General features: G+C 63.0%; 23 protein-coding genes. 3 read left to right on the top strand and 20 right to left on the bottom strand.

Annotation, left to right across the window (positions count from 1 at the left end; all coding sequences use genetic code 11):
- Positions 1 to 5 precede the first annotated feature (5 nt).
- The 16 genes from nuoH to RAM80_RS05530 all read right to left on the bottom strand — a co-directional run bounded on the left by nuoH (position 6) and on the right by RAM80_RS05530 (position 20034).
- Complete coding sequence (nuoH, locus tag RAM80_RS05605) at positions 6 to 1013, bottom strand: NADH-quinone oxidoreductase subunit NuoH (RefSeq protein ID WP_416425238.1); 1008 nt, start codon at positions 1011 to 1013, stop codon at positions 6 to 8.
- Positions 1010 to 3721: an NADH-quinone oxidoreductase subunit NuoG gene (gene nuoG, locus RAM80_RS05600; RefSeq protein WP_416425237.1), complete on the bottom strand. Its 2712-nt coding sequence runs from the start codon at positions 3719 to 3721 to the stop codon at positions 1010 to 1012. Before nuoG ends, nuoH begins: the two co-directional genes overlap by 4 nt.
- A 131-nt stretch (positions 3722 to 3852) precedes the next feature.
- Positions 3853 to 5208 carry an NADH-quinone oxidoreductase subunit NuoF gene (nuoF, locus tag RAM80_RS05595; protein ID WP_416425236.1) on the bottom strand — a complete coding sequence of 452 codons (1356 nt, stop codon included), beginning with the start codon at positions 5206 to 5208 and terminating at the stop codon, positions 3853 to 3855.
- A complete protein-coding gene (gene nuoE, locus RAM80_RS05590) occupies positions 5205 to 5702 on the bottom strand; it encodes an NADH-quinone oxidoreductase subunit NuoE (RefSeq protein ID WP_007970445.1) in 498 nt (165 codons plus the stop codon). Before nuoE ends, nuoF begins: the two co-directional genes overlap by 4 nt.
- Positions 5703 to 5704: 2 nt before the next feature.
- Positions 5705 to 7486: an NADH-quinone oxidoreductase subunit C/D gene (gene nuoC / locus RAM80_RS05585; RefSeq protein WP_416425235.1), complete on the bottom strand. Its 1782-nt coding sequence runs from the start codon at positions 7484 to 7486 to the stop codon at positions 5705 to 5707.
- 74 nt (positions 7487 to 7560) lie between these two features.
- Entirely contained in the window at positions 7561 to 8235 is a 675-nt protein-coding gene (locus RAM80_RS05580) for a NuoB/complex I 20 kDa subunit family protein (RefSeq protein WP_158156576.1), read from the bottom strand.
- A 10-nt stretch (positions 8236 to 8245) separates the two neighbouring features.
- Complete coding sequence (locus RAM80_RS05575) at positions 8246 to 8659, bottom strand: NADH-quinone oxidoreductase subunit A (protein ID WP_008369061.1); 414 nt, start codon at positions 8657 to 8659, stop codon at positions 8246 to 8248.
- A gap of 820 nt (positions 8660 to 9479) precedes the next feature.
- On the bottom strand, positions 9480 to 10805 hold the full coding sequence (aceA, locus tag RAM80_RS05570; RefSeq protein ID WP_416425234.1) for an isocitrate lyase: 1326 nt from the start codon (positions 10803 to 10805) through the stop codon (positions 9480 to 9482).
- Positions 10806 to 11352: 547 nt separating this feature from the next.
- A complete protein-coding gene (locus RAM80_RS05565; RefSeq protein WP_416425233.1) occupies positions 11353 to 12105 on the bottom strand; it encodes a secretin N-terminal domain-containing protein in 753 nt (250 codons plus the stop codon).
- Positions 12106 to 12256: 151 nt separating this feature from the next.
- Positions 12257 to 12679: a GNAT family N-acetyltransferase gene (locus RAM80_RS05560; RefSeq protein WP_416425232.1), complete on the bottom strand. Its 423-nt coding sequence runs from the start codon at positions 12677 to 12679 to the stop codon at positions 12257 to 12259.
- The gene (locus tag RAM80_RS05555) at positions 12672 to 13838 is read right to left on the bottom strand and encodes a JmjC domain-containing protein (protein WP_416425231.1); all 1167 of its coding nucleotides are present in this window, start codon (positions 13836 to 13838) and stop codon (positions 12672 to 12674) included. The genes RAM80_RS05560 and RAM80_RS05555 overlap by 8 nt, the downstream gene beginning before the upstream one ends.
- A gap of 84 nt (positions 13839 to 13922) precedes the next feature.
- Complete coding sequence (purB, locus tag RAM80_RS05550; protein WP_416425230.1) at positions 13923 to 15293, bottom strand: adenylosuccinate lyase; 1371 nt, start codon at positions 15291 to 15293, stop codon at positions 13923 to 13925.
- A gap of 106 nt (positions 15294 to 15399) precedes the next feature.
- Positions 15400 to 16020, bottom strand: a complete 621-nt coding sequence (gene hflD, locus RAM80_RS05545; protein ID WP_416425229.1) for a high frequency lysogenization protein HflD — start codon at positions 16018 to 16020, stop codon at positions 15400 to 15402.
- Positions 16017 to 17147: a tRNA 2-thiouridine(34) synthase MnmA gene (gene mnmA, locus RAM80_RS05540; protein ID WP_416425228.1), complete on the bottom strand. Its 1131-nt coding sequence runs from the start codon at positions 17145 to 17147 to the stop codon at positions 16017 to 16019. The genes hflD and mnmA overlap by 4 nt, the downstream gene beginning before the upstream one ends.
- 147 nt (positions 17148 to 17294) lie before the next feature.
- Positions 17295 to 17738 (bottom strand): NUDIX hydrolase, encoded by a 444-nt coding sequence (locus RAM80_RS05535; RefSeq protein WP_416425227.1) that lies wholly within the window; start codon positions 17736 to 17738, stop codon positions 17295 to 17297.
- 67 nt (positions 17739 to 17805) lie between these two features.
- Entirely contained in the window at positions 17806 to 20034 is a 2229-nt protein-coding gene (locus RAM80_RS05530) for an NADP-dependent isocitrate dehydrogenase (RefSeq protein ID WP_416425226.1), read from the bottom strand.
- A 376-nt stretch (positions 20035 to 20410) separates the two neighbouring features.
- On the opposite strand from RAM80_RS05530, the gene icd reads away from it, so the two are divergent.
- Complete coding sequence (gene icd / locus RAM80_RS05525) at positions 20411 to 21667, top strand: NADP-dependent isocitrate dehydrogenase (protein ID WP_416425225.1); 1257 nt, start codon at positions 20411 to 20413, stop codon at positions 21665 to 21667.
- 139 nt (positions 21668 to 21806) lie between these two features.
- Here the strand turns inward: icd and cspD are convergent, their stop codons facing one another.
- Positions 21807 to 22067, bottom strand: a complete 261-nt coding sequence (gene cspD, locus RAM80_RS05520; RefSeq protein WP_416425224.1) for a cold shock domain-containing protein CspD — start codon at positions 22065 to 22067, stop codon at positions 21807 to 21809.
- A 228-nt stretch (positions 22068 to 22295) separates the two neighbouring features.
- On the opposite strand from cspD, the gene clpS reads away from it, so the two are divergent.
- Together clpS and clpA are read left to right on the top strand one after the other, a co-directional pair.
- Positions 22296 to 22658, top strand: coding sequence for an ATP-dependent Clp protease adapter ClpS (clpS, locus tag RAM80_RS05515; protein ID WP_416425223.1), 363 nt, complete (start codon positions 22296 to 22298; stop codon positions 22656 to 22658).
- A 30-nt stretch (positions 22659 to 22688) separates the two neighbouring features.
- A complete protein-coding gene (gene clpA / locus RAM80_RS05510; RefSeq protein WP_416425222.1) occupies positions 22689 to 24959 on the top strand; it encodes an ATP-dependent Clp protease ATP-binding subunit ClpA in 2271 nt (756 codons plus the stop codon).
- Between the two features lie 165 nt (positions 24960 to 25124).
- On the opposite strand, the gene infA is transcribed toward clpA, so the two are convergent.
- The 3 genes from infA to aat form a co-directional block, all read right to left on the bottom strand.
- Entirely contained in the window at positions 25125 to 25343 is a 219-nt protein-coding gene (gene infA, locus RAM80_RS05505) for a translation initiation factor IF-1 (RefSeq protein ID WP_002553999.1), read from the bottom strand.
- Between the two features lie 100 nt (positions 25344 to 25443).
- Positions 25444 to 26151 carry an arginyltransferase gene (locus RAM80_RS05500; RefSeq protein ID WP_416425221.1) on the bottom strand — a complete coding sequence of 236 codons (708 nt, stop codon included), beginning with the start codon at positions 26149 to 26151 and terminating at the stop codon, positions 25444 to 25446.
- A gap of 57 nt (positions 26152 to 26208) precedes the next feature.
- Entirely contained in the window at positions 26209 to 26889 is a 681-nt protein-coding gene (aat, locus tag RAM80_RS05495) for a leucyl/phenylalanyl-tRNA--protein transferase (protein ID WP_416425220.1), read from the bottom strand.
- Between the last annotated feature and the right edge of the window lie 49 nt (positions 26890 to 26938).

Genomic DNA, 26938 nt, shown 5'->3' with positions numbered 1-26938 from the left:
AATCCTCACTGGGCCGCAACGGCTGGCGTGTTCAGCAACACGACGGCAGCGGTCACCAGCAAATTGATCAGGGTCAGCGGCAAGCAGAATTTCCAGCTGAAATCCATCACCTGGTCATACCGTGGGCGCGGGATCGAGGCGCGCAGCAGGATGAAGATCATGATGAAGAACGCGGTCTTCAGGGCGAACCAGATGAACGACAGTTGCGGCAGGATATCGAACGGGCCGTGCCAGCCGCCGAAGAACAGGGTCACCAGCAGCGCCGAGATCATGATGATGCCGATGTACTCACCGACGAAGAACATGCCCCATTTCATGCCGGCGTATTCAATGTGGTAGCCGTCGGCCAGTTCCTGTTCCGCTTCCGGTTGGTCGAAGGGGTGGCGGTGAGTTACCGCGACGCCTGCGACGAAGAAGGTGCAGAAGCCGAAGAACTGCGGAATGATGAACCACAGGTGCTGGTTCTGGTATTCAACGATGTCGCGCATGTTGAACGAACCCACCTGCGCCACGATGCCCATCAGCGCCAGGCCCATGAACACTTCGTACGACACGGTCTGCGCCGAGGCCCGCAGACTGCCGAGCAGGGCGTACTTGTTGTTCGACGACCAGCCGGCGAACAGCACGGCGTACACCGACAGGCCGGCCATGGCGAAGAAGAACAGCAGGCCGATGTTCAGGTCGGCGATGCCCCAGGTCGGGGTGATCGGGATGATGGCGAAGGCGATCAGCAAGGCACTCATGGCCACCACCGGCGCCAGGGTGAAGATCACCCGGTCGACGAACGGTGGGTTCCAGTCTTCCTTGAAGAACATCTTCAGCATGTCGGCGGCGATCTGGAACATGCCGAACGGGCCGACACGGTTCGGACCGTAGCGGTCCTGCCACCAGCCCAGCAGGCGACGCTCGACGAAGCTGAGCAGCGCGCCGCAGACCACCACGGCCAGCATGATCACCAGGGCCTTCACGACAGCAATGATGATGTCGATCACTTCAGGGGTGAACCAGGTCATTGTGCTGCCTCCTGCAGGCCGTCGACGGTAGCGCCGGCGAACGCAGGCGGAATGCCGGCGAAGCCTGCGGGCAGGGCCACCAGGCCCGCGCCGAGTTCTTCATTGATGCGCAGCGGCAGGCGCAGGGCCACGCCTGCCACGTTCAGGCTCAGCAGCGCGCCGTCGTTGACACCCAGGCGGTCGGCTTCCGACTTGGCCAGGCTGACGTAGGCGGGCTGGATGCGTTCCTGCACCGGCGCTGCGCGGGACGAGTTTTCCTCGGAACCGAACAGGTGGTGCACCGGCACCGCGGTCCAGGTGCCACGGGCCGGGGCGAAGGCGCCCGGGATGGCGCTGTACCAGTTCAGGCTGTCGCCCTGGCTCTCGATCAGGCGGGTGCCCGGGTCGCCTGCGCGCAGGTGACCACCGACCTCGTCCTGGAACTTGTTCCAGGCCTGTGGCGAGTTCCAGCCCGGCGACCAGGCAAACGGCACCTGCTGGCGCGGCTCGGCGGAGCCCGAGTAGCCTTCCATGGAGAAAGCGAACGCGGTGTCCTTGTCCTGCGGGGTGCGCGGCTCGTGCACGCTGACGTTGGCGCGCATGGCGGTGCGGCCGCTGTAGCGCAGCGGTTCACGGGCAAGCTTCAAGCCCTTGATGCGGAACGCGGCCGACGGGGCGGCTTCGACGATGCGCGCCAGGGCCGGCTTGCTGTTGGCCACGGCCTGGGTCACCTGGTCCAGCAGGGTGTAATCGACCTGACGGTCCAAAAGCGTGCTGCGCAGGGCGTGCAGCCAGCGCCAGCCTTCGTGGATCAGGTTGCTTGCGTCCAGGTACGCCGGGTCGAACACCTGGAAGAAGCGCTGGGCGCGGCCTTCCTGGCTGACCAGGGTGCCGTCGCCTTCGGCGAAGCTGGCCGCTGGCAGCACCAGGTGGGCGCGGTCGGCGGTGGCGGTCTGCTGGTGATCGGCGACGATGACAACCTTGGCGGCGGCCAAGGCGGCATCGACCTTGGCGGCCGGCAGGCGGGTGTACAGGTCGTTTTCGAGAATGACCAGGGCGTCGGCACGGCCGTCGATCACTGCGTCCAGCGCAGCGTCAACCGACTCGCCACCGAGCATGGCCAGGCCCAGGCTGTTGGCCTCGGGCACCACCAGGCTCAGCGAGCCTTGCTTGCCGGCCAGGTTCAGGGCCTTGGCGATGTTGGCGGCAGCCTCGATCAGGGCGTTGCTGCCCAGCGAGGTGCCGGACACGATCAGCGGGCGCTTGGCTTTCAGCAGGGCGTCGGCGATGCGTTGCGCCAGCTCCAGGGCTTCGGCGTCCAGGCCAGTCACGGCAGGGGCGCTGGCGTCCAGGGCGTGGGCCACGGCGAAGCCGATGCGCGCCAGGTCTTCGGGTGCAGCGTGCACGCATTCCTCGGCCACGTCATCGAGCTTGGTGTCGGTGAGGCTGGCGATGAACAGTGGGTGCAGGGCGTGCTGGCCGATATTTTTGACCGCTGCGTCCAGCCAAGGCTGCACGCGCATGCCTTCGGCCATTTCCACGGCCTTGCCCTTGACCGACTGGCGCAGGGCCAGGGCCATGCGCGCGGCGGTCTGGGTCAGGTCTTCGCCCAGCACGAACACGGCGTCGTGGTCTTCCACTTCGCGCAGGCTCGGGATCGGCAGCGGGCTGTTTTTCAGCACGTCCAGCACCAGGCGGATGCGGCCCAGCTCAGCGGCTTCGATACCGCTGTAGAAGTGCTCGCCGCCTACCAGTTCCAGCAGCGCGTAGTTGCTTTCCAGGCTGGCGCGCGGCGAGCCGATGCCGACGATGTTGCGGCCGCGCAGCAGCTCGGCGGCCTTGTCCAGGGCAGCGTCCAGGCCCAGCTTCTGCTGGCCCAGCAGCGGCTGGCGCGGGCGGTCCTTGCGGTTCACGTAGCCGTAGCCGAAACGGCCGCGGTCGCACAGGAAGTAGTGGTTGACCGAACCGTTGTAGCGGTTCTCCACGCGGCGCAGTTCGCCGTAGCGCTCGCCGGGGCTGATGTTGCAGCCGCTGCTGCAGCCGTGGCAGATGCTGGGGGCAAACTGCATGTCCCACTTGCGGTTGTAGCGCTCGGAGTGGGTCTTGTCGGTGAACACACCGGTCGGGCAGACCTCGGTGAGGTTGCCGGAGAACTCGCTTTCCAGCACGCCGTCTTCAACGCGGCCGAAGTACACGTTGTCGTGGGCGCCGTACACGCCCAGGTCGGTGCCGCCGGCGTAGTCTTTATAGAAGCGTACGCAGCGGTAGCAGGCGATGCAGCGGTTCATCTCGTGGGCGATGAACGGGCCGAGCTCCTGGTTCTGGTGCGTGCGCTTGGTGAAGCGGTAGCGCCGCTCGTTGTGACCGGTCATCACGGTCATGTCCTGCAGGTGGCAGTGGCCGCCTTCCTCGCACACCGGGCAGTCGTGCGGGTGGTTGGTCATCAGCCATTCGACGACGCTGGCGCGGAACGCCTTGGACTCGTCGTCGTCGATGGAAATCCAGGTGTTGTCGGTGGCAGGGGTCATGCACGACATGACGATGCGACCACGGGTGTCGTTCTCGTCGGTGTACTGCTTGACCGCGCACTGGCGGCAGGCACCAACGCTACCGAGTGCGGGGTGCCAGCAGAAGTAAGGGATGTCGAGGCCAAGCGACAGACAGGCCTGTAACAGGTTGTCTGCGCCATCGACTTCGAGCGCTTTGCCGTCTACGTGGATAGTGGCCATGGTTCAAAGTTCTTCGTTGGCCCGCGTGGGCGGGCGTGGCTAATGGAAAGCTGTGTGCTCGCCCCGCCACCCTTCATGCAAGGGCAGGGGGCGGGCAGCCGGCGGCACGGACCACCGGCTTTTGAGTCTTGTTATGCGCCGACCTGGATCGGGCGCGCCAGGTCCGGGCGCAGGCCGCTGCTTGCGGCGATGCCAGCCTCGAATTCCGGGCGGAAATATTTGATCGCGCTGCCCAAGGGCTCCACGGCACCGGGTGCGTGGGCACAGAAGGTCTTGCCTGGGCCGAGGAAACCGACCAGGCCCAGCAGCGTCTCGATGTCGCCTTGCTGGCCGCGGCCTTGCTCCAGGGCACGCAGCAGCTTCACGCTCCACGGCAGGCCGTCGCGGCACGGGGTGCAGAAGCCGCACGATTCGCGGGCGAAGAACTCTTCCATGTTGCGCAGCAGCGAGACCATGTTGACCTTGTCGTCCACGGCCATGGCCAGGCCCGTACCCATGCGGGTGCCGACCTTGCCGATGCCACCGGCGTACATTTGCGCGTCCAGGTGCTCGGGCAGCAGGAAGCCGGTACCGGCGCCGCCTGGCTGCCAGCACTTGAGCTTGTAGCCGTCGCGCATGCCGCCGGCGTAGTCCTCGAACAGCTCGCGGGCCGGGATGCCGAACGGCAGCTCCCACAGGCCGGGGTTCTTGACCTTGCCGCTGAAGCCCATCAGCTTGGTGCCGGCGTCTTCGCTGCCTTCGCGGGCCAGCGACTTGTACCAGTCCACGCCGTTGCCGACGATGGCCGGCACGTTGCACAGGGTTTCCACGTTGTTCACGCAGGTCGGCTTGCCCCACACGCCCACGGCGGCCGGGAACGGCGGCTTGGAGCGCGGGTTGGCGCGGCGGCCTTCCAGGGAGTTGATCAGCGCGGTTTCTTCACCGCAGATGTAGCGGCCGGCACCGGTGTGCACGAACAGCTCGAAGTCGAAGCCCGACCCGAGGATGTTCTTGCCCAGCAGGCCTGCGGCCTTGGCTTCTTCCACGGCACGGTTGAGGTGCTTGGCGGCGGTCACGTACTCGCCGCGCAGGAAGATGTAGCCACGGTAGGCCTTCAGCGCGCGGGCGCTGATGAGCATGCCTTCCACCAGCAGATGGGGCAGTTGCTCCATCAGCATGCGGTCTTTCCAGGTGTTGGGCTCCATTTCGTCCGCGTTGCACAGCAGGTAGCGGATGTTCATGGATTCGTCTTTGGGCATCAGGCCCCATTTGACGCCGGTGGGGAAGCCCGCACCGCCACGGCCCTTGAGGCCGGAGTCTTTCACCGTCTGGACGATATCGTCCTGGGACAGGTCGGCGAAGGCCTTGCGCGCGGCGGCGTAGCCGTCTTTCGCCACGTACTCGTCGAACCACACGGGTTCGGCGTCGTCACGCAGGCGCCAGGTCAGCGGGTGGGTTTCCGGGGTGCGGGCGATACGGTTCGCCGGGCCGAACGAAGTCAGGGTCATACGTAGCCCTCCAGCAGTTTGGCAACGCCGGCTGGCTGTACGTCACCGAAGGTGTCGTCGTCGATCATCAGCGCCGGGGCCTTGTCGCAGTTACCCAGGCAGCACACCGGCAGCAGGGTGAAGCGCCCGTCGGCCGTGGTCTGGCCCAGGCCGATGCCCAGCTTGCTCTGGATCTCGCTGACCACCGATTCGTGGCCGCCGATGTAGCAGACCATGCTGTCGCACACACGGATGATGTGGCGGCCCACCGGTTGGCGGAAGATCTGGCTGTAGAAGGTGGCCACGCCTTCGACGTCGCTGGCCGGGATGCCGAGGATCTCGCCGATGGCGTACAGGGCGCCGTCCGGCACCCAGCCGCGTTCCTTCTGCACGATTTTCAGGGCTTCGATGGACGCCGCGCGCGGGTCCTCGTAGTGGTGCAGCTCGTGCTCGATGGCCGAGCGCTCGGTTTCGCTGAGGGCGAAACGGTCAGTCTGGATAAGCGTGCTGTTCATGCTTAGCGGTCCACGTCGGCCATAACGAAGTCGATACTACCCAGGTACGCGATCAAGTCCGCGACCATGCTGCCTTTGATCACCGAAGGGATCTGCTGCAGGTGCGGGTAGCTTGGGGTGCGGATCCGGGTACGGTAGCTCATGGTGCCGCCGTCGCTCGTCAGGTAATAACTGTTGATGCCCTTGGTCGCTTCGATCATCTGGAAGGACTCGTTGGCCGGCATGACCGGGCCCCACGAAACCTGCAGGAAGTGCGTGATCAAGGTTTCGATGTGCTGCAGCGTGCGCTCTTTGGGCGGCGGCGTGGTCAGCGGGTGGTCCGCCTTGTACGGGCCTTCGGGCATGTTGCGCATGCACTGGTCGATGATCTTGATGCTCTGGCGCATCTCTTCCACGCGCACCATGCAGCGGTCATAGGCATCGCCGTTGTGGCCCAGCGGCACTTCGAACTCGAAGTTCTCGTAGCCCGAGTACGGGCGCGCCTTGCGCAGGTCGAAGTCGCAACCGGTGGAACGCAGGCCGGCACCGGTGACGCCCCATTCCAGGGCTTCCTTGGTGTTGTAGGCGGCGACACCGATGGTACGGCCCTTGAGGATGCTGTTCTGCAGGGCAGCCTTGGTGTATTCGTCCAGGCGCTTGGGCAGCCATTCGACGAAGTCTTTCACCAGCTTTTCCCAGCCGCGCGGCAGGTCGTGGGCCACGCCACCGATGCGGTACCAGGCCGGGTGCAGGCGGAAGCCGGTGATGGCCTCGATCACCGTGTAGGCCTTCTGGCGGTCGGTGAAGGTGAAGAACACCGGGGTCATGGCGCCCACGTCCTGGATGTAGGTACCCAGGAACAGCAGGTGGCTGGTGATGCGGAAGAACTCGGCCATCATGATGCGGATGGTGTCGACCTTCTGCGGCACCTTGATGCCGGCCAGCTTCTCGACCGCCAGCACGTAGGGCAGGTTGTTCATCACCCCGCCCAGGTAGTCGATGCGGTCGGTGTAGGGGATGAAGCTGTGCCACGACTGGCGCTCGGCCATCTTCTCGGCGCCACGGTGGTGGTAGCCGATGTCGGGCACGCAGTCGACGATCTCTTCGCCGTCCAGTTGCAGGATGATGCGGAACGCACCGTGGGCCGAAGGGTGGTTGGGGCCCAGGTTGAGGAACATATAGTCCTCGTTGGTGCCCGAACGCTTCATGCCCCAGTCTTCCGGACGGAAACGCGCGGCTTCTTCTTCAAGCTGCTGCTTGGCCAGGCTCAGGCTGTAGGGGTCGAACTCGGTGGCGCGCGCCGGGTAGTCCTTGCGCAGCGGGTGACCTTCCCAGGTGGGCGGCATCATGATGCGCGACAGGTGCGGGTGGCCCTGGAAGGTGATGCCGAACATGTCCCAGACTTCACGCTCGTACCAGTTGGCGTTCGGCCAGATACCGGTGACGGTGGGCAGGTTCAGGTCGCCTTCGTGCAGCGCGACCTTGATCATCACGTCGCTGTTCCGCTCCACCGACATCAGGTGGTAGAACACGGTGAAGTCGGCGCCCGGCAGGCCGCGGCGCTGGGTGCGCAGGCGCTCGTCGACGCCATGCAGGTCATACAGCATGGAGTAGGGCTTGGGCACGTTGCGCAGGAAGCTCATCACTTCCTTGAGCTTGGCGCGGGCGATCCACAGCACCGGCATGCCGGTGCGGGTTTCCTGGGCGACGAACGCCTCGGGGCCGAAGCGCTGTTGGAGTTCGACGACCACGTCCTGGTCGTCAGCCTTGTAAGGCGGGATATATAGAGCGGTGTCCGCTGTCATGTTCTCGGTCGCTATTCGTCAACGTACAGAATGAGGCCAGGGTTCTTTGTGGCGGTGCCGGGTAAAGAGCTGGATCAGACTTCGTCGGGGCTGCGCAGGTTGGTGACCGCAATGCGTTGTTCGCGGCGTTGTTCCTTTTGCGACGGCATCTCGGCGCGGTACACGCCTTGATCACCGACGACCCAGGACAGCGGGCGACGCTCTTGGCCAATCGATTCCTGCAACAGCATCAGGCCTTGCAGGAAGGCCTCTGGGCGCGGCGGGCAGCCGGGCACGTAAACGTCCACGGGCAGGAATTTATCCACCCCCTGGACGACCGAGTAAATGTCGTACATGCCACCGGAGTTGGCGCACGAACCCATGGAGATCACCCACTTGGGCTCCAGCATCTGCTCGTACAGGCGCTGGATGATCGGCGCCATCTTCACGAAGCAGGTGCCGGCGATGACCATGAAGTCGGCCTGGCGTGGCGATGCCCGGATCACTTCCGCGCCGAAGCGGGCGATGTCGTGGGGCGCGGTGAACGCGGTGGTCATTTCCACGTAGCAGCACGAAAGCCCGAAGTTGTACGGCCACAGGGAGTTTTTACGCCCCCAGTTGACAGCACCGCTCAGGACGTCCGAGAGCTTGCCCATGAAAATGTTCTTGTGGACCTGATCCTCTAGCGGATCGGCTACGGTTTCCCGTTCGCCGATCGGATACTGGTCGTTGGGTGCATCCGGGTCGATTCTGGTGAGATTGTATTGCATTGCCAAAGCCTCATTGTTTCAGCTTCGCTTGCCGCTTACGGCGACCTTCGGGAGCCCAATCGAGCGCCCCCACCCGCCAAAGGTAGACAAGACCTGCCAACAGAATTGCTATGAAAACGAGTGCTTCGACGAATCCGGCCCAGCCGCTTTCGCGTACCGACACAGACCATGCAAAGAGAAAGAGGGCTTCGATATCGAAGATCACGAACAGCATCGCGACCAGATAGAATTTGGCGGAAAGGCGCAGGCGGGCGCTGCCGACCGGCAGCATGCCGGATTCGAATGGTTCGTTCTTGCTGCGGCCCCAGGCCTTGCTGCCCAGCAGGGCCGACAGCCCCAGCATGAAGGCGCAGAGCCCGGCGACACCCAAAAGGAAGATGGCAAAGCCCCAGTTGTGGGCCATGAGTCCTGTCGAATCGGGCATGCTGGAATCCTTAACGGAGAGCAAATGTCTCGGTACTTGAAAAGTAGTAAAGCAGTGACGATATGTCGCAGCTGAATCTATCGCGCTGATTTTATGGGTAAAGCGGTAGCAAGTAAATTTTCTGCAGCAAATTTATTCGTAGGATTAAGCACATACACACCTTGCAAGTGCCTGCAGGCCCCATGGGGCGGGGGTTTCAGGTGGTTTTATTTATACCGTTGTTACACCCGTTTGGAGGTCTTTTTAATGTGTAATGATAATTAATATCATTTAAAGGGTTCCAAATCGTGTCAACCCTCACGTGCGCGTTAACCAACTCGTACGTTCTACGCTATTTTCCCTCTATATAAGTTGGCGTGGATCAAGACTTTGGTTGTAGAAGCGTAGTCGATGTGGGGCGGGGCGAAGGTTTGATTAGAAGGTGCGATGGCGGCGTCGTGCGCCAAGGCTGGCAACGCGAACTCGCAGGCCATGGCGCGTTGCAACAAATGTAGGAGCCGACCTTGGTCGCGATGCGCCGCGCGGGCGGCGCTCGATTTGATGACCGCCACAGGAATATCGGCAGGCACCTCGCGGCGACACCCCATCGTCGCTGCCGAAGGCTGCGGCTACAGGTCGGTGGTGTTGTTTAAAGGCGCATGCCGGTGTTTTCGTGGCGTTCTTTAGACCGAGCGCCGCCCGCGCGGCGCATCGCGACCAAGGTCGGCTCCTACGGTTTGTTGCAACGTGCCATGGCCTGTGAAAGCGGTGTTGTTCCAGGGGCTACAAAAAAAGGCCACCTGCGTGGGGTGGCCTTTTTCGTTACGGCGTGTGCGTTACATCAGTGGAACTGCTCTTCTTCGGTAGAGCCGGTCAGTGCGGTCACCGACGAGGTGCCGCCCTGGATCACGGTGGTCATGTCGTCGAAGTAGCCGGTGCCCACTTCCTGCTGGTGCGCCACGAAGGTGTAGCCCTTGGCGGCGTCGGCGAACTCCTGCTCCTGCAGCTTCACGTAGGCGGTCATGTCGTTGCGGGCGTAGTCGTGCGCCAGGTTGAACATGCTGTGCCACATGTTGTGGATGCCCGCCAGGGTGATGAACTGGTGCTTGTAGCCCATGGCCGAGAGTTCGCGCTGGAACTTGGCGATGGTCGCGTCGTCCAGGTTCTTCTTCCAGTTGAAGGATGGCGAGCAGTTGTACGACAGCAGCTGGTCCGGGTATTCCTTCTTGATGGCCTCGGCGAAGCGGCGGGCTTCGTCCAGGTCCGGCTTGGCGGTCTCGCACCAGATCAGGTCGGCGTACGGCGCGTAGGCCAGGCCGCGGGCGATGGCCTGGTCGAGGCCGGCACGCACCTTGTAGAAGCCTTCCTGGGTGCGGGTGCCAGTCACGAACGGCTGGTCGTACGGGTCGCAGTCCGAGGTCAGCAGGTCGGCGGCGTTGGCGTCGGTGCGGGCCAGGATGATGGTCGGCACGCCGGCAACGTCAGCGGCCAGGCGCGCTGCGGTCAGCTTCTGTACGGCTTCCTGGGTAGGCACCAACACCTTGCCACCCATGTGGCCGCATTTCTTCACCGAGGCCAGCTGGTCTTCGAAGTGCACGCCGGCAGCGCCTGCCTCGATCATGCTCTTCATCAGCTCGTAGGCGTTCAACACGCCGCCGAAACCGGCTTCGGCGTCGGCCACGATCGGCGCGAAGTAGTCGATGTAGCCGTCATCGCCCGGGTTCTTGCCGGCTTTCCACTGGATCTGGTCGGCGCGACGGAACGAGTTGTTGATGCGCTTGACCACGGTCGGCACCGAGTCCACCGGGTACAGCGACTGGTCGGGGTACATCGATTCAGCCGAGTTGTTGTCGGCGGCCACTTGCCAGCCGGACAGGTAGATGGCCTGGATGCCAGCCTTGACCTGTTGCACGGCCTGGCCGCCGGTGAGGGCGCCCATGCAGTTGACGAAGTCCTTGTCCGGACGGAAGGACGGCTTGGCGCCCTGGGTCACCAGGTTCCAGAGCTTCTCGGCGCCCAGGCGGGCCAATGTGTGCTCGGGCTGGATCGAACCGCGCAGACGCACAACGTCGGCAGCAGAGTAGGTCCGGGTTACACCTTTCCAGCGCGGGTTTTCTGCCCAGTCTTTTTCGAGGGCAGCTATTTGTTGTTCGCGTGTCAGTGCCATGGAGATAAACCTCGTCGCATAGGTTTGAATGAAAATTCTCGCTCCGCCGGCGCTGTCCTTACAGAAACACCATTGTGGCGCTCGCAGATCAGAAGCTTAGAAGGTCTGGAACGGGCTTGACGGAGAAGGCGACGATCGAACGGTCGTTCGAAGGAGGGGAAGACAGCTGGCAGGCCAAGGTTGCCCGGGCGCACGTGGCTCGTGGTTGCCGTTGTGCGAACGTTCAGGTCTTGCCGTGATGCCGATTGCGCTTCCGTCCCTCGGGACAACTTCTTCGTTCCAGTCGCAATCTCGTCAGGCTGCCTTGTGGGCGTTCCAGACACGAATCGGCTCAGGTGGGTAGGTTAGAGACCGATCCGAAGGCCCTTTCCAGGACCCCTGATTAGCGGGAGCGAGGCCATCATGCCAAGCACAAATAGTGTCGTCAAATGTTTTGTAGTGGTTTTTTTCTATCACTACATCTTTGGTAGTAGGCGACTTGGCAGTCAGTTTTCGAGGGGCGGGTCGACGACTGGCGGGGCGTTTTCGCGACCCGCAAGTCATGTTTTCAGTCCAGTGGGTCCACTTTTACCCGCAAAGTCATGTCGCTACGCCCCTGGGTGGACCAATTTCGCGTGTAGCCACTGTTATTGGCGGTGCTTTGCTCGTTGGTACCGGCCAGGGTGATCCACTCGCCCAGGCGTCCGCTGACCTGCGTGTCGGTGCTTTGCACGTTCACTACATCCTGACGTTCCTGGCTCATCCGGTCATTATTGGTGCTGATGCTCAGGTGTACGGTCTCACCGGTGACGCTGGCGGTCACGTAGAAGCCCTGGGTAACGTTGCGGTACTGGGTTTGGGTCTGCAGGCCGCCGTAGCTGTCGCTCTGGGCGGTGGTGAAGGGCACGCTCTGGCCCACCTGGATCAGCGCCGGCGTGCCCTCGGTGGCCTGCACCTGCTGGGTGCCGCCGGTGCGGTTGGTGGTGCCGTAGTTGATGATGCGGGTGTTGTTGTTATTGACCGTGTAGCCGCCGCGGTCGCCTTCGTTGCTGTCGCTGGTGTCGACGCTGATCAGCAGGCGCCGGGCGGCCACGTCCAGTTGGGTGATGAGCGCGCGCAGTTGCTGGATCTTGTCCGGGTCGGCGTTGACGATCAATTGGTTGCCGTAGGCGCTGACCTTGCCGTCGCGGCCGATGAAGTTCTGCGCCACGGGCAGCAGGTCGTCGCTGGTGCGGTTGTTCAACTGCACGATCTCGGTGGCGGCGCTGGCGGTGAACGAGGCGAGCAGTGCGCAGGTGGCAAGCAGGGGGCGTAACGGCATGTCCGGAGTCTCCATCATTGGAGTGGACATTATGGCAGAACGGATGAGCGCAAATCCGTGACGCGACGCAGCTCCCGTAGCAGCGGCCGCCAGGCCGCGTCACCGGCGTTGCGGCCGGACGCAGCCTTCGGCAGCTGCTACGGGAGGTATTTCAGCTGTAGCGAACCATATCCACGTGCGGAATGCCCGCCTCGAGGAACTCTTCGCTCACCACCTTGAAGCCGTGGCGCTCATAGAACGCCGTGGCGTGCACCTGGGCGCTCAGGCTTTGCTGCTTGAGGTCCTGGTGCTCGGCCTGGGTGATGGCGGCTTGTAGCAGGGCGTCGCCCACTTTAAGGCCACGCCAGTCCTTGAGCACCGACACCCGGCCGATCTGGCCGTCGGGCAGCAGGCGGGCGGTACCGATAGGGTAGTCGCCCTCGCACGCCAGGAAGTGCACGGCGTCGACGTCATCGGCGTCGAACTCCAGCTCCGGTGGTACCGATTGCTCGGCGATGAACACGGCCTCGCGGATACGTCGAATGTCGGCGATGTCCTTGTGCCAATCAGCCACGCGTACGCGAATCTTATTCATCGGCAAACCCCAGACTTCCTTGTTTGACCAGCTCGCAGATCAGTGTACGACCTTGCTCGTCAATCATCCATGGGCCCAGGTTTTCGATATGCAGGGCGTCGGCCGCGCAGATCAGCTTCAGCAGCTCGCGCATCTCGCCCGGCAGCAGGCGGCTCTGGCCGCTGGCAAACAGCAGCAGGTCGTCGCCCACTTCCGACCAGGCCAGGCGCGCGCTCGGGTTGCGGATCAGGATGGCGCCGTCTTCCAGGCCGCCCAGCAGGTCGTCCTCTTCCAGCTCTTCACCGGCCACCAGCTCGGGGTAGCGTGGCTCGGTCATGAACTGGCCGAACCAGGTCAGCAGCAGGCGCTCGTCGTTCATGTGCTCGTTGAGCAGCTTCTTCAAGCGGTCCAGGGCGTCGTGCTGGATTTGCGTCGGGTCGCTGACAGGCTGGGCGTCGGCGTCGGTGTAGCGCTCTTCGTCCGGCATGAACTGGGTGAGGAAGTCGGTGAAGTGGGTCAGCACTTCAGCGGCGCTCGGCGCGCGGAAACCCACCGAGTAGGTCATGCAGTCGTCCACGGCGACGCCGTAGTGGGCCAGGCGCGGCGGCAGGTAGAGCATGTCGCCCGGCTCCAGCACCCACTCGTCGGTCTGCTGGAAGTCGGCCAGGATGCGCAGGTCGGCGTGGTCGATCAGCGGGCTGTCGGCGTCGCACATCTGGCCGATTTTCCAGTTGCGCTTGCCATGGCCCTGCAGCAGGAACACGTCGTAGTTGTCGAAGTGCGCGCCCACGCTGCCACCAGGGGCTGCGTAGCTGATCATCACGTCGTCGATGCGCCAGCTGGGCAGGAAACGGAACGGCTGCAGCAGTTCGGCCACTTCCGGCACGAATTGGTCGACGGCCTGCACTAGCAGGGTCCAGTCACGCTCGGGCAGCTTGCTGAAGGCGTCGTCTTCGAACGGGCCGCGGCGCATTTCCCACGGGCGTTCGCCGTTCTCGATGACGATGCGCGACTCGACTTCTTCTTCCAGGGCCAGGCCCGCCAGCTCGTCGGGGCTGATCGGGTTGTCGAAATCGGTGAACGCCTGACGGATCAGCAGGGGCTTTTTCTGCCAGTAATCACGCAGGAATTCACGTGCAGTCAGGCCACCCAGCAGTTGCAGAGGAGTATCAGGATTCATGTGTAACCTATTGAATGAGAGCGCTTTTAAGTCACGAATAAAAACGCCCGGCTGAGCCGGGCGTCGTAGCGACGGGGCGGAGCGTCAGATGCGCTTGGCCTGGGCCGCGGCGTTACCGATGTAGGAAGCCGGGGTCAGCTTCTTCAGTTCAGCGCGGGCTTCGGCTGGCATGTCCAGGCCGTCGATGAAAGTTTGCAGCGCGTCAGGGGTGATGCCCTTGCCGCGGGTCAACTCTTTCAGTTTTTCATACGGGTTTTCGATGTTGTAGCGGCGCATCACGGTCTGGATCGGCTCGGCCAGGACTTCCCAGCAGGCGTCCAGGTCTTGGGCGATGCGCACTTCGTTCAGTTCCAGCTTGCTGATGCCCTTCAGGGTCGCCTCGTAGGCGATGACGCTGTGGGCAAAGCCCACGCCCAGGTTGCGCAGCACGGTGGAGTCGGTCAGGTCACGCTGCCAGCGCGAAACCGGCAGTTTGCTGGCCAGGTGCTGGAACAGGGCGTTGGCGATACCCAGGTTGCCTTCGGAGTTTTCGAAGTCGATCGGGTTGACCTTGTGCGGCATGGTCGACGAGCCGATTTCGCCGGCGATGGTGCGCTGCTTGAAGTAGCCCAGGGAGATGTAGCCCCAGATATCGCGGTCGAAGTCGATCAGGATGGTGTTGAAGCGCGCGATGGCGTCGAACAGCTCGGCGATGTAGTCGTGCGGCTCGATCTGGGTGGTGTAGGGGTTGAAGCCCAGGCCCAGCTCGTCTTCGATGAAGGCGCGCGCGTTGGCTTCCCAGTCGATGTCGGCGTAGGCCGACAGGTGGGCGTTGTAGTTGCCCACGGCGCCGTTGATCTTGCCCAGCAGCGGCACGGCGGCTACCTGGGCGATCTGGCGCTCCAGACGGTAGACGACGTTGGCCAGTTCCTTGCCCAGGGTGGTCGGCGAAGCCGGCTGGCCATGGGTGCGCGACAGCATCGGCACGTCGGCGAAGCGGTGGGCCAGTTCGCGGATGTTGTCGGCGATCTGGCGCATCAGCGGCAGCAGCACGGTGTCACGGCCTTCGCGCAGCATCAGGGCGTGGGACAGGTTGTTGATGTCCTCGCTGGTGCAGGCGAAGTGGATGAACTCGCTGACCTTGGCCAGTTCCGGCAGCTTGGCAGCCTGTTCTTTCAACAGGTACTCGATGGCCTTGACGTCGTGGTTGGTGGTGCGTTCGATCTCTTTCACGCGCTCGGCGTGCTCGAGGGCGAAGTCATCGGCCAGGGCGTCGAGGATAGCGTTGGCTTCGGCGGAGAACGCCGGCACTTCGCTGATTTGCGGGTGGGCGGCCAGGCGCTGGAGCCAGCGCACCTCGACCAGGGCGCGGAAACGGATCAGGCCGTATTCGCTGAAAATAGGGCGCAGGGCCTGGGTTTTGCCGGCGTAGCGGCCGTCAACAGGGGAAACCGCAGTGAGCGAAGAAAGCTGCATGGGGTGTTCTCGGACAGTCGGGCAACGAAATGGGGCGCGTATCATACATGAAAATTCATTGCAGGTCGGCAGCCCAGCGCCGACCGCGCCCGTGAGGTGACGAGCGTTAACCGCGCATCATCGGATACAGTTCTTTGAGTAGCTTGCGCCGGCTGAATACCAGTTGCCAGCGGTGGCCGCCCAATTGCCGCCACAAACGCGCCGAACGGATGCCGGCCAGCAGCAACGCGCGGATTTTCGCGGCGTTGCTGGGCTGCTGCAGGTTGCGCATGTCACCCTGCACCTGGATCCGCTGGCGCAGGGTGCTCAGGGTGTCCTGATACAGCGCACCGCTGGCGGCGATAACGTTCTCGTGGGTAATGCCAAAATGTTCTACCTGGGACTGGATCTGCGGCAGGCGCCGGCCGATCACCTCCAGCAGGTCGTCACGCTTGCCCAGCTGGCGCTCCAGGTTGAGCATCGACAGGGCGTAGCGCAGCGGTTCGCGCTGCAGGCTGGCCGGGTCGCGCTCAAGCGCGCTGACCAGGGCGCGGTAGCCGTCGCGCAGGTTCAGGTCGTCGCCGCCGAACACCTCCAGGGTGTCCTTGGGGTCGCGAATCAGCAGGCTGCCAAGCATGCAGCCCATGGCCGCCTCGGCGCTCTGGCCGGTCTTGGCGATGCGGTCTACCAGCACGGCGGCCTGGAAAACCGCACCCAGGGCAATCAATTGCTCCTGAATGGGGTTCATGCAGCGGCGCCTTTGCTGGTCCACGGCTGGGCCACTTCAATGACGCCGCCACCCAGGCAGATCTCGCCGTCGTAGAACACCACCGACTGGCCGGGGGTAACCGCGCGCTGCGGGTCGTCGAACACCGCGCGGTAGCCGCTGGCGGTCTTTTCCAGCGTGCAGGGCTGGTCGCCTTGGCGGTAGCGCACCTTGGCGGTCAGGCGGCGCGGGCTGCTCAGGTCGATGGGGTTCACCCACCAGATTTCCGAGGCCAGCAGGGCGCGGGAGAACAGCCACGGGTGATCATTGCCCTGGCCGACCACCAGCACGTTGCGTTCCAGGTCCTTCTCCAGCACGTACCACGGCTCGTCGCTGGCGTCCTTCAGGCCGCCAATGCCCAGGCCCTGGCGTTGACCGATGGTGTGGTACATCAGGCCGTGGTGCCGGCCGATCACTTCACCTTCGGTGTTCTGGATCTCGCCGGGCTGCGCCGGCAGGTACTGCTTGAGGAAGTCGCTGAAGCGGCGCTCGCCAATGAAGCAGATGCCGGTGGAATCCTTCTTCTTGGCGGTGGCCAGGCCGTGTTTCTCGGCGATGGCGCGCACTTCCGGCTTTTCCAGCTCGCCCACCGGGAACAGGGTGCGGGCAATCTGTTCGCCGCCCACGGCGTGCAGGAAGTAGCTCTGGTCCTTGTTCGGGTCCAGGCCCTTGAGCAGCTCGGTGCGGCCGTCGATGTCACGGCGGCGCACGTAGTGGCCGGTGGCAATCAGGTCGGCGCCCAGCGACAGGGCGTAGTCCAGGAAGGCCTTGAACTTGATTTCGCGGTTGCAGAGGATGTCGGGGTTCGGCGTGCGGCCGGCCTTGTACTCTTCCAGGAAATGTTCGAAGACGTTGTCCCAGTATTCGGCGGCGAAGTTGGCCGTATGCAGCTTGATGCCGATACGGTCGCACACGGCCTGGGCGTCGGCCAGGTCTTCGCGGGCGGTGCAGTATTCGGTGCCGTCGTCTTCTTCCCAGTTCTTCATGAACAGGCCTTCCACCTGGTACCCCTGTTCGAGCAGCAGGAGGGCGGACACGGAAGAATCAACGCCGCCGGACATGCCGACGATGACGCGCTGGGTTTCAGGGGCAGCAGCTGAATCACGCATAGGAATTGAGAGTGTGTCTGGGAAAAGCAGGGGATTCTACCACCAAGCGCCGCGCTTCGCTCGCGGATCAATGTGGGAGCTGGCTTGCCAGCGAGCTGTTGAGGCCAAAAAGCTCGCTGGCAAGCCAGCTCCCACAAGGAAGAAGCGTCAATTACGGATCAGCGCCAGGCTGTGCAGCGGCTGCTCCAGGTAATCATCAATACACTGCAACAACAACTCACTGCGCCAGCGCGGCTTCTGCTCGATGATCTCATCGCGGGTCAGCCACTGCGGCCCGATGATGCCGTGGTCCAGCTTGCGCTCCGGGTCGTGGTGCAGCGGCTTGCCGGCAAAGCACACCCGTTGGTACGTCACGCCGTTGCTGGGCGCGGTGTACAGGTAAATGCCAATGACGCCAGTCAGCTCGACGTCGTAGCCGGTTTCTTCCAGGGTTTCGCGGATGGCCGCCTCGATCAGGCTTTCATCGGGTTCCAGGTGCCCGGCGGGCTGGTTGAGCACGGCGCGGCCGCCCTTGAGTTCTTCGACCAGCAGGAAGCGGCCGTTGTCCTCGATGACAGTGGCGACGGTGACGTGGGGGATCCATGGGCGCATCGATGTTCTCCTGTAGAAAGCACAAAGCCCCGGCACATGACCGGGGCTTCGTGTGTTGCGGGCTAGCTTACTTCAGCGACGCGATCGCGGCGTTCAAGGTAGCGCTTGGGCGCATGACCTTGGCAGCCAGCTCGGCGTTGGCGTGGTAGTAGCCGGCGATGTCGACCGGCTTGCCTTGCACGGCGTTCAGTTCAGCGACGATGGTCGCTTCCTGTTCGGTCAGTGCAGCGGCCAGCGGGGCGAAGCGCGCCTGCAGGGTGGTGTCTTCGGTCTGGGCGGCCAGGGCTTGTGCCCAGTACAGCGCCAGGTAGAAGTGGCTGCCGCGGTTGTCGATGTTGCCGACTTTGCGCGATGGCGACTTGTTGTTGTCCAGGAACTGGCCGGTGGCCTGGTCCAGGGTGGCCGCCAGGACCTTGGCCTTGGCGTTGTCGGTGGTCACGCCCAGGTGTTCCAGGGAAGCGGCCAGGGCCAGGAATTCACCCAGCGAGTCCCAGCGCAGGAAGTTCTCTTCCACCAGTTGCTGCACGTGTTTCGGAGCCGAACCGCCGGCGCCGGTTTCGAACAGGCCACCGCCGTTCATCAGCGGCACGATGGACAGCATCTTGGCGCTGGTGCCCAGTTCCATGATCGGGAACAGGTCGGTCAGGTAGTCGCGCAGCACGTTGCCGGTCACCGAGATGGTGTCCTGGCCCTTGCGGATGCGCTCCAGGGAGAACTTCATGGCGTCGACCGGGGACATGATGCGGATGTCCAGGCCCGAGGTGTCGTGGTCTTTGAGGTAGACCTGGACTTTCTCGATCATCACGCCGTCGTGGGCGCGTGCCGGGTCCAGCCAGAAGATGGCCGGGGTGTTGGAAGCGCGGGCGCGGTTGACGGCCAGCTTGACCCAATCCTGGATCGGCGCGTCCTTGGTCTGGCACATGCGGAAGATGTCGCCAGCCTCGACTTTCTGTTCCAGCAGGGTGCGGCCCTTGCCATCGACCACGCGCACGGTGCCGTCGGCCTTGATGTGGAAGGTCTTGTCGTGCGAACCGTACTCTTCGGCTTTCTGCGCCATCAGGCCAACGTTTGGCACGCTGCCCATGGTGGTCGGATCGAAGGCGCCGTGCTTCTTGCAGTCTTCGATGGTGGCCTGGTAGATGGTGGCGTAGCAACGGTCCGGGATCACCGCCTTGGTGTCCTGCAGGTTGCCTTCGGCGTTCCACATCTTGCCCGAGTCACGGATCATGGCCGGCATCGAGGCGTCGACGATCACGTCGCTTGGCACGTGCAGGTTGGTGATGCCCTTGTCGGAGTTGACCATGGCCAGCGCTGGGCGGGTGGCGTACACGGCTTGCACGTCGGCTTCGATCTGCGCTTTCTGCTCGGCAGGCAGCGACTGGATGCGGGCGTACAGGTCGCCGATACCGTTGTTCAGGTTGAAGCCAACCTGCTCCAGCACGGTGGCGTGCTTGGCCAGGGCTTCTTTATAGAACTCGGCAACCACCTGGCCGAACATGATCGGGTCGGAAACTTTCATCATGGTGGCTTTCAGGTGCAGCGACAGCAGCACGCCCTTGGCCTTGGCGTCTTCGATTTCGGCGGCGATGAAGGCGCGCAGGGCCTTTTTGCTCATCACGGCGCAGTCGATGATCTCGCCGGCTTTTACCGAAGTCTTTTCCTTCAGGACGGTCACGGAACCGTCGGCGGCCAGCAGTTCGATGCGCACGGCGTCAGCGGCTTCGATCAGCGCGGCTTTCTCGCTGCCGTAGAAGTCGCCGTTGCTCATGTGAGCCACGTGGGACTTGGAGTCGGCAGCCCAGGCGCCCATCTTGTGCGGGTGCTTGCGCGCGTAGTTCTTCACCGACAGCGGTGCGCGGCGGTCGGAGTTGCCTTCGCGCAGCACCGGGTTCACGGCGCTGCCCTTGATCTTGTCGTAGCGCGACTTGGCTTCTTTCTCGGCGTCGTTGGCCGGGGTCTCCGGGTAGTCCGGGATGTTGAAGCCCTGGGCCTGCAGCTCGGCGATGGCGGCCTTGAGCTGGGGAACCGAGGCGCTGATGTTCGGCAGCTTGATGATGTTGGCTTCCGGCGTGGTGGCCAGGGTGCCCAGCTCGGCGAGGTCGTCAGCGATGACCTGGTCGGCTTTCAGTTGCTCAGGGAAGCTCGACAGGATGCGGCCAGCCAGGGAGATGTCCCGGGTTTCCACGGCAATATCAGCCGAGGCGGTGAAGGCCTCTACGATAGGGAGCAGGGAATAGGTGGCGAGGGCCGGAGCTTCGTCGGTGAAGGTGTAGATGATCTTTGAGCGGGTGGGCATATTCGGATTAACTCTCTTCTTTGCTAAGCGTGCACAGAATCTCGAGATGCGCAGGGTAGGCGCTTTCGTCCAATGTGATCAATGAGCCGAAAGTCGAGGATTCGTCGCGATGATGTGGGGTGCATCAGTAGAGCGTCAAGCGACCGAGTTGCGGTACAACCGGGTCTTTTCAAGCGTTTTCAAAGGCTTGGTGTCTGGTTGCAGACGCCTCGGCCCCCGGTGACTCGATGGTCACTGCGACAGTATACCACTGGTGATGCGGGATAAATGATGCTCTTCGGCAGATTCACCTGCCAATCGGGTGGTTGCGGTCTAGGGCAGGTGGGTTACGCTCAGGGATAGCCAGGATGTTCAACCCACAAAAACGGAGTCCAGCATGGGATACCAGAAGATTCAGGTACCGAGCGTCGGCCAGAAGATTACCGTCAATGCAGATCATTCCCTCAACGTGCCTGACCAACCGATCATTCCGTATATCGAAGGCGATGGCATTGGCGTGGACGTCACGCCGGTCATGATCAAGGTGGTGGACGCCGCGGTGGCCAAGGCCTACGGCGGCAAGCGCAAGATTTCGTGGATGGAAGTGTACGCGGGTGAGAAAGCCACCCAGGTCTACGACCAGGACACCTGGCTGCCCCAGGAGACCCTGGACGCCGTGAAGGACTACGTGGTGTCCATCAAGGGCCCGCTGACCACGCCGGTGGGTGGGGGCATCCGCTCGTTGAACGTGGCTCTGCGCCAGCAACTCGACCTTTATGTGTGCCTGCGCCCCGTGGTGTGGTTCGAAGGCGTGCCCAGCCCGGTGAAAAAGCCAGGCGACGTGGACATGGTGATCTTCCGCGAGAACTCCGAGGACATCTACGCCGGCATCGAGTGGAAGGCCGGCTCGCCGGAGGCGCAGAAGGTCATCAAGTTCCTCAAGGAGGAGATGGGCGTCACCAAGATCCGCTTCGACCAGGATTGCGGCATCGGGATCAAGCCGGTGTCCAAGGAAGGCACCCAGCGCCTGGTGCGCAAGGCCCTGCAATATGTAGTGGACAACGACCGCAAGTCGCTGACCCTGGTGCACAAGGGCAACATCATGAAGTTCACCGAGGGGGCCTTCAAGGACTGGGGCTACGAGATCGCCCGCGACGAGTTCGGCGCCACCTTGCTGGACGGCGGCCCGTGGATGCAGTTCAAGAACCCCAAGACCGGGCGCAACGTGATCGTCAAGGACGCCATCGCCGACGCCATGCTGCAGCAAATCCTGCTGCGGCCGGCCGAGTACGACGTGATCGCCACCCTCAACCTCAACGGTGACTACCTGTCCGACGCCCTGGCGGCCGAGGTGGGCGGCATCGGCATTGCGCCGGGCGCCAACCTGTCCGACACCGTGGCCATGTTCGAGGCCACCCACGGCACCGCGCCCAAGTACGCGGGCAAGGACCAGGTCAACCCGGGTTCGGTGATCCTCTCGGCCGAGATGATGCTGCGCCACCTGGGCTGGACCGAGGCGGCGGACCTGATCATCAAGGGCACCAACGGCGCCATTGGTGCCAAGACCGTGACCTACGACTTCGAGCGGCTGATGGACGGCGCCACCCTGGTGTCCAGTTCGGGCTTCGGCGAGGCGTTGATCAAGCACATGTAATGGCAGGCAACAAAAAAACCGGCCGTCCTGGCCGGTTTTTCTGTCCCTGACTAGTCAAGAACCTGTGGGAGCTGGCTTGCCAGCGAGCTTTTCAGGTCGCCCCAAAGCTCGCTGGCAAGCCAGCTCCCACAGGTGTCAGTCAGGCAGTAATGGTCTGCTGCACAGCCTGTGGGGCAGTGTGCTGGGCGGGGCTGTCGGTGGCAGCGGAAATGTCGACGGCGTGCAGGCCCTTGGGGCCTTGGATGATTTCGAATTTGACAGGCTGGCCGGCCTTGAGGGTCTTGTAGCCATCCATCTTGATGGCCGAGTAGTGGGCGAACAGGTCTTCGCTTTTGCCCTCTTCAACGATGAAGCCATAGCCCTTGGCGTTGTTGAACCACTTGACCTTACCGTTTGCCATGCTCATATCCCTCTGCAAAGGACTCCATCTCTGGAGTATCATCCACTTCATCCGGCATTCGGACCGATCAAAAAATTTGGTTGACTGCGCGGACCTTTATTCCCCAATGTGGGTTCTATTGTTTGTAACACCGTTTTGCCGATAGTCAAGGTCATGCGGCGGCCGAGCTTACAGTCGGTCACAAGGTCAACACACAACCCTATTCGCTCAACCATGAACCTTCTTTCCATGCATGCATTCAGCCAGATTCGACTAACATTCAATCAGGATCGCCCGGAATCGCATGAGGACGATTCCGCAGGCGTGGCCATACAGGAGGCCAAGCCGGCCTTGAAGGCGCCACCCATGTATAAGGTGGTTTTGTTTAACGATGACTACACACCGATGGATTTCGTCGTCGAAGTGCTCGAGGTGTTTTTCAACCTTAACCGCGAGCTGGCGACCAAGGTCATGCTCGCCGTCCACACGGAAGGGCGAGCCGTATGTGGATTGTTTACCCGCGACATCGCCGAGACAAAGGCCATGCAGGTCAATCAGTACGCCAGGGAAAGCCAGCATCCGCTACTCTGTGAAATCGAGAAGGACGGTTAATCGCCGACCACTTGGGTATGAGGTGAAGCTATGTTAAACCGCGAGCTCGAAGTCACCCTCAATCTCGCCTTCAAGGAGGCGCGTTCCAAACGTCATGAGTTCATGACCGTGGAGCACCTCCTGCTGGCATTATTGGATAATGAGGCCGCCGCCACCGTTTTGCGTGCTTGTGGCGCAAACCTCGACAAACTCAAGCACGACTTGCAGGAGTTCATCGACTCCACCACGCCGCTGATCCCCGTCCACGACGAGGACCGCGAGACCCAGCCAACCCTGGGCTTCCAGCGTGTGCTGCAACGTGCTGTCTTCCACGTGCAGAGCTCGGGCAAGCGTGAAGTCACCGGCGCCAACGTGCTGGTCGCCATCTTCAGCGAACAGGAAAGCCAGGCCGTGTTCCTGCTGAAACAGCAGAGCGTGGCCCGCATCGATGTGGTCAATTACATCGCCCACGGTATCTCCAAGGTGCCAGGGCACGGCGATCATTCCGAGGGTGAGCAGGATATGCAGGACGACGAGGGCGGTGAGTCTTCTTCTTCAGGCAACCCGCTGGATGCCTATGCCAGCAATCTCAACGAACTGGCTCGCCAGGGTCGCATCGACCCGCTGGTAGGGCGTGAGCACGAGGTGGAGCGCGTCGCGCAGATCCTCGCCCGCCGCCGCAAGAACAACCCGCTGCTGGTGGGTGAGGCTGGCGTGGGCAAGACCGCCATCGCCGAAGGCCTGGCCAAGCGCATCGTCGACAACCAGGTGCCGGACCTGCTGGCCAATAGCGTGGTCTACTCGCTGGACCTGGGCGCCTTGCTGGCCGGTACCAAATACCGCGGCGACTTCGAAAAACGCTTCAAGGCGCTGCTGGGCGAGCTGAAAAAACGCCCGCAAGCCATCCTGTTCATCGACGAGATCCACACCATCATCGGTGCGGGCGCGGCGTCGGGCGGGGTGATGGACGCCTCTAACCTGCTCAAGCCACTGCTGTCCTCGGGTGATATCCGTTGCATCGGCAGCACCACGTTCCAGGAATTCCGCGGCATCTTCGAGAAAGACCGGGCCCTGGCGCGGCGTTTCCAGAAAGTCGACGTCAGCGAGCCTTCGGTGGAAGACACCATCGGCATCTTGCGCGGCCTGAAAGGTCGTTTCGAACAGCACCACAGCATCGAGTACAGCGACGAAGCCCTGCGCGCCGCTGCCGAGCTGGCCTCGCGCTACATCAATGACCGGCACATGCCGGACAAGGCCATCGACGTGATCGACGAGGCGGGTGCCTACCAGCGCCTGCAACCGGTGGAAAACCGCGTCAAGCGCATCGAAGTGCCACAGGTCGAGGACATTGTCGCCAAGATCGCGCGCATTCCGCCAAAACACGTCACCAGTTCCGACAAGGAGCTGCTGCGTAACCTGGAGCGCGACCTGAAGCTGACCGTGTTCGGCCAGGACGCGGCCATCGACTCGCTGGCCACCGCCATCAAGCTGTCCCGTGCGGGCCTGAAATCGCCAGACAAGCCAGTGGGTTCGTTCCTGTTCGCCGGCCCCACCGGCGTGGGCAAGACCGAGGCTGCGCGGCAGTTGGCCAAGGCCCTGGGCGTGGAGCTGGTGCGTTTCGACATGTCCGAGTACATGGAGCGGCACACCGTCTCCCGTCTGATCGGCGCGCCTCCGGGCTACGTCGGTTTCGACCAGGGCGGCTTGCTGACCGAGGCCATCACCAAGCAACCGCACTGCGTGCTGCTGCTCGATGAAATCGAGAAGGCCCATCCAGAAGTCTTCAACCTGCTGCTGCAGGTGATGGACCACGGCACCCTGACCGACAACAACGGGCGCAAGGCGGACTTCCGCAACGTGATCCTGATCATGACCACCAACGCCGGTGCCGAGACCGCGGCGCGCGCTTCGATTGGCTTCACGCACCAGGACCACTCGTCCGATGCCATGGAAGTCATTAAGAAGAGCTTCACGCCGGAGTTCCGCAACCGCCTGGATACCATCATCCAGTTCGGCCGGCTCAGCCACGAAACCATCAAGAGCGTGGTCGACAAGTTCCTCACCGAACTGCAGGCCCAGCTCGAAGACAAGCGTGTGCTGCTGGAAGTGTCGGACGCGGCGCGCAGCTGGCTGGCAGCCGGTGGCTATGACGCCACCATGGGTGCCCGGCCAATGGCGCGGCTTATCCAGGACAAGATCAAGCGGCCGCTGGCCGAGGAGATCCTGTTCGGCGAGCTGGCCGAGCACGGCGGCGTGGTGCACATCGATGTGAAGGACGGCGAGATGACCTTCGACTTCGAAACCACGGCGGAAATGGCGTAACCGCTGTAGCCGCTGCCGGCAGGCTGCGCTGGCCCCTGTGTTCGCTGGAGATCTCCGGTGGGGCATAGGGCCAGCGCAGCCTGCGGCAGCGGCTACGGATTCGCTACAAATGTAGCGCCCACACAAAAACGCCCGGCATGCGCCGGGCGTTTTCGTTTGTGTCGCTTAGCGAGCGCGGTAAGTGATGCGCCCTTTGCTCAAATCGTAGGGCGTCAATTCAACGCGCACCTTGTCACCGGTCAGAATACGAATGTAGTTCTTGCGCATCTTGCCGGAGATATGCGCGGTAACGACGTGCCCATTTTCCAACTCCACGCGAAACATGGTGTTCGGCAGGGTGTCGACGACAGTGCCTTCCATTTCGAAGCTGTCTTCTTTCGACATGCAGTAAAGCCCTCGGTGTCCAGTTAATGGCCCGGTGCAACTGCGCCAGGCAAAAGCGGCGTGCATTGTGCCTGAAAAAGGGGCGTTACGCCAAGGCCCTTCAGTTGAGTGTCACCCAGCGCTGGTTAATCAGCAGTTCTATGGGCCGGTATTGGGTCTTGTAATTCATCTTTTTGCAGTTCTTGATCCAGTAGCCCAGGTACACCGCACCCAGTTCCAGGCGCAGCGCCTCGCCGATCTGCCACAAAATCGCGAAACGGCCCAGGCTGCGGCGCTCCTCCGCGGGTTCGTAGAAGGTGTACACCGCCGACAGGCCGTTGGGCAGCAGGTCGGTGACCGCCACCGCCAGCAACTGGCCATCGCGGCGGAATTCGTAGAAGCGCGAGAACGGCAGGTCGCGCACCAGGAAGGTGGAAAACTGATCGCGGCTGGGCGGGTACATGTCGCCGTCGGCATGGCGCTGCTCGATGTAGCGCTGGTACAGGTCGAAGTATTCCTCGCTGAACGCAGGCTTGGTGGAGGTCACCAGGATGTCGGCGTTGCGCTTGAGAATGCGTTTCTGCTGGCGGTTGGGGCTGAAGCTGGCCGCCGGGATGCGCGCCGGCACGCAGGCGTTGCAGCGCTGGCAGTGGGGGCGGTACAGGTGATCGCCGCTGCGCCGAAAACCCATTTCCGAGAGGTCGGCGTACACGTGCACGTCCATCGGCTGGCTGGGGTCGAGGAACAGGGTGGTGGCCTGCTCCTCGGGCAGGTAGCTGCACGAATGGGGTTGAGTGGCATAGAACTTCAACCGCGCCAACTCAGTCATGATCAACCCTCGGATCGAAACCTTTGAATAAGTGTAAGCCAGCTGCGCCCAACTCGCCTAACAAACCCAGGTGGCGGTGTTGGCCTGGTCGAGGTAGGTGCGCAGGTGCCAGGCGAAGTCTTCGCGGCTGATGGAGCGCGCGCCCAGGCTGAGCAGGTGCTCGGTAGGCATCTGGCAGTCGATCAGGGCGAAACCTGCAGCCTGCAGGTGGCCCACCAAGGCGGCGAAGCCGACCTTGGAGGCGTTGTCAGCGTGGCTGAACATGGATTCGCCGAAAAACAGCTTGCCCATGGCCAGGCCGTACAGGCCGCCGACCAGTTGCTCGCCTTGCCACACCTCCACCGAGTGGGCCAGGCCGTGCTCGTGCAGGTGGATGTAGGCCGCCTGCATGCTGCCGGTGATCCAGGTGCCGTCGGCATAGGCCCGCAGGCCTGCGCAGGCGCGGATTACCGCGGCGAAGTCGGTGTCGAAAGTGACCCGGTAGCGCTGCTGGCGAATCACCTTGGCCAGGCTGCGCGACACGTGCAGCTCGGCGGGGAACAGCACGGTGCGCGGGTCTGGCGACCACCACAGGATAGGTTGGCCGTCCTGGTACCAGGGGAAGCAGCCATGGCGGTAGGCCTGCACCAGCCGCTCGGCGCTCAGGTCGCCGCCAGCGGCCAGCAGGCCGTTGGGGTCGCGCAGGGCCTTGTCCAGCGGCGGGAAGGTGAGCTCGTTCTTTTTCAACCAGGTCAGCATGGGTTCTTTCTGGCAGGGGAGGGGAGGGCGGCGCTTCATCCAGTATTCA

This window comes from Pseudomonas sp. App30, assembly GCF_047947025.1.
In the GTDB taxonomy this organism is placed as follows: domain Bacteria; phylum Pseudomonadota; class Gammaproteobacteria; order Pseudomonadales; family Pseudomonadaceae; genus Aquipseudomonas.
The sequence above is the reverse complement of the archived record's forward strand: the minus strand, read 5'-3'. Positions and strand labels throughout refer to the sequence as shown.

What these genes read in the sequence shown, in the direction of transcription:
- mnmA (WP_416425228.1), bottom strand. Translation starts at nt 17,147, where the DNA reads ATGCGTGATTCAGCTGCTGCCCCTGAAACCCAGCGCGTCATCGTCGGC.
- nuoG (WP_416425237.1), bottom strand. Translation starts at nt 3,721, where the DNA reads ATGGCCACTATCCACGTAGACGGCAAAGCGCTCGAAGTCGATGGCGCA.
- cspD (WP_416425224.1), bottom strand. Translation starts at nt 22,067, where the DNA reads ATGGCAAACGGTAAGGTCAAGTGGTTCAACAACGCCAAGGGCTATGGC.
- RAM80_RS05565 (WP_416425233.1), bottom strand. Translation starts at nt 12,105, where the DNA reads ATGCCGTTACGCCCCCTGCTTGCCACCTGCGCACTGCTCGCCTCGTTC.
- aat (WP_416425220.1), bottom strand. Translation starts at nt 26,889, where the DNA reads ATGCTGACCTGGTTGAAAAAGAACGAGCTCACCTTCCCGCCGCTGGAC.
- infA (WP_002553999.1), bottom strand. Translation starts at nt 25,343, where the DNA reads ATGTCGAAAGAAGACAGCTTCGAAATGGAAGGCACTGTCGTCGACACC.
- purB (WP_416425230.1), bottom strand. Translation starts at nt 15,293, where the DNA reads ATGCAGCTTTCTTCGCTCACTGCGGTTTCCCCTGTTGACGGCCGCTAC.
- nuoE (WP_007970445.1), bottom strand. Translation starts at nt 5,702, where the DNA reads ATGAACAGCACGCTTATCCAGACTGACCGTTTCGCCCTCAGCGAAACC.
- RAM80_RS05575 (WP_008369061.1), bottom strand. Translation starts at nt 8,659, where the DNA reads ATGCCCGATTCGACAGGACTCATGGCCCACAACTGGGGCTTTGCCATC.
- nuoC (WP_416425235.1), bottom strand. Translation starts at nt 7,486, where the DNA reads ATGACAGCGGACACCGCTCTATATATCCCGCCTTACAAGGCTGACGAC.
- RAM80_RS05500 (WP_416425221.1), bottom strand. Translation starts at nt 26,151, where the DNA reads ATGACTGAGTTGGCGCGGTTGAAGTTCTATGCCACTCAACCCCATTCG.
- icd (WP_416425225.1), top strand. Translation starts at nt 20,411, where the DNA reads ATGGGATACCAGAAGATTCAGGTACCGAGCGTCGGCCAGAAGATTACC.
- clpS (WP_416425223.1), top strand. Translation starts at nt 22,296, where the DNA reads ATGCATGCATTCAGCCAGATTCGACTAACATTCAATCAGGATCGCCCG.
- RAM80_RS05560 (WP_416425232.1), bottom strand. Translation starts at nt 12,679, where the DNA reads ATGAATAAGATTCGCGTACGCGTGGCTGATTGGCACAAGGACATCGCC.
- hflD (WP_416425229.1), bottom strand. Translation starts at nt 16,020, where the DNA reads ATGAACCCCATTCAGGAGCAATTGATTGCCCTGGGTGCGGTTTTCCAG.
- RAM80_RS05580 (WP_158156576.1), bottom strand. Translation starts at nt 8,235, where the DNA reads ATGCAATACAATCTCACCAGAATCGACCCGGATGCACCCAACGACCAG.
- RAM80_RS05530 (WP_416425226.1), bottom strand. Translation starts at nt 20,034, where the DNA reads ATGCCCACCCGCTCAAAGATCATCTACACCTTCACCGACGAAGCTCCG.
- nuoH (WP_416425238.1), bottom strand. Translation starts at nt 1,013, where the DNA reads ATGACCTGGTTCACCCCTGAAGTGATCGACATCATCATTGCTGTCGTG.
- nuoF (WP_416425236.1), bottom strand. Translation starts at nt 5,208, where the DNA reads ATGACCCTGACTTCGTTCGGCCCGGCGAACCGTATCGCCCGCACCCCG.
- aceA (WP_416425234.1), bottom strand. Translation starts at nt 10,805, where the DNA reads ATGGCACTGACACGCGAACAACAAATAGCTGCCCTCGAAAAAGACTGG.
- clpA (WP_416425222.1), top strand. Translation starts at nt 22,689, where the DNA reads ATGTTAAACCGCGAGCTCGAAGTCACCCTCAATCTCGCCTTCAAGGAG.
- RAM80_RS05535 (WP_416425227.1), bottom strand. Translation starts at nt 17,738, where the DNA reads ATGCGCCCATGGATCCCCCACGTCACCGTCGCCACTGTCATCGAGGAC.
- RAM80_RS05555 (WP_416425231.1), bottom strand. Translation starts at nt 13,838, where the DNA reads ATGAATCCTGATACTCCTCTGCAACTGCTGGGTGGCCTGACTGCACGT.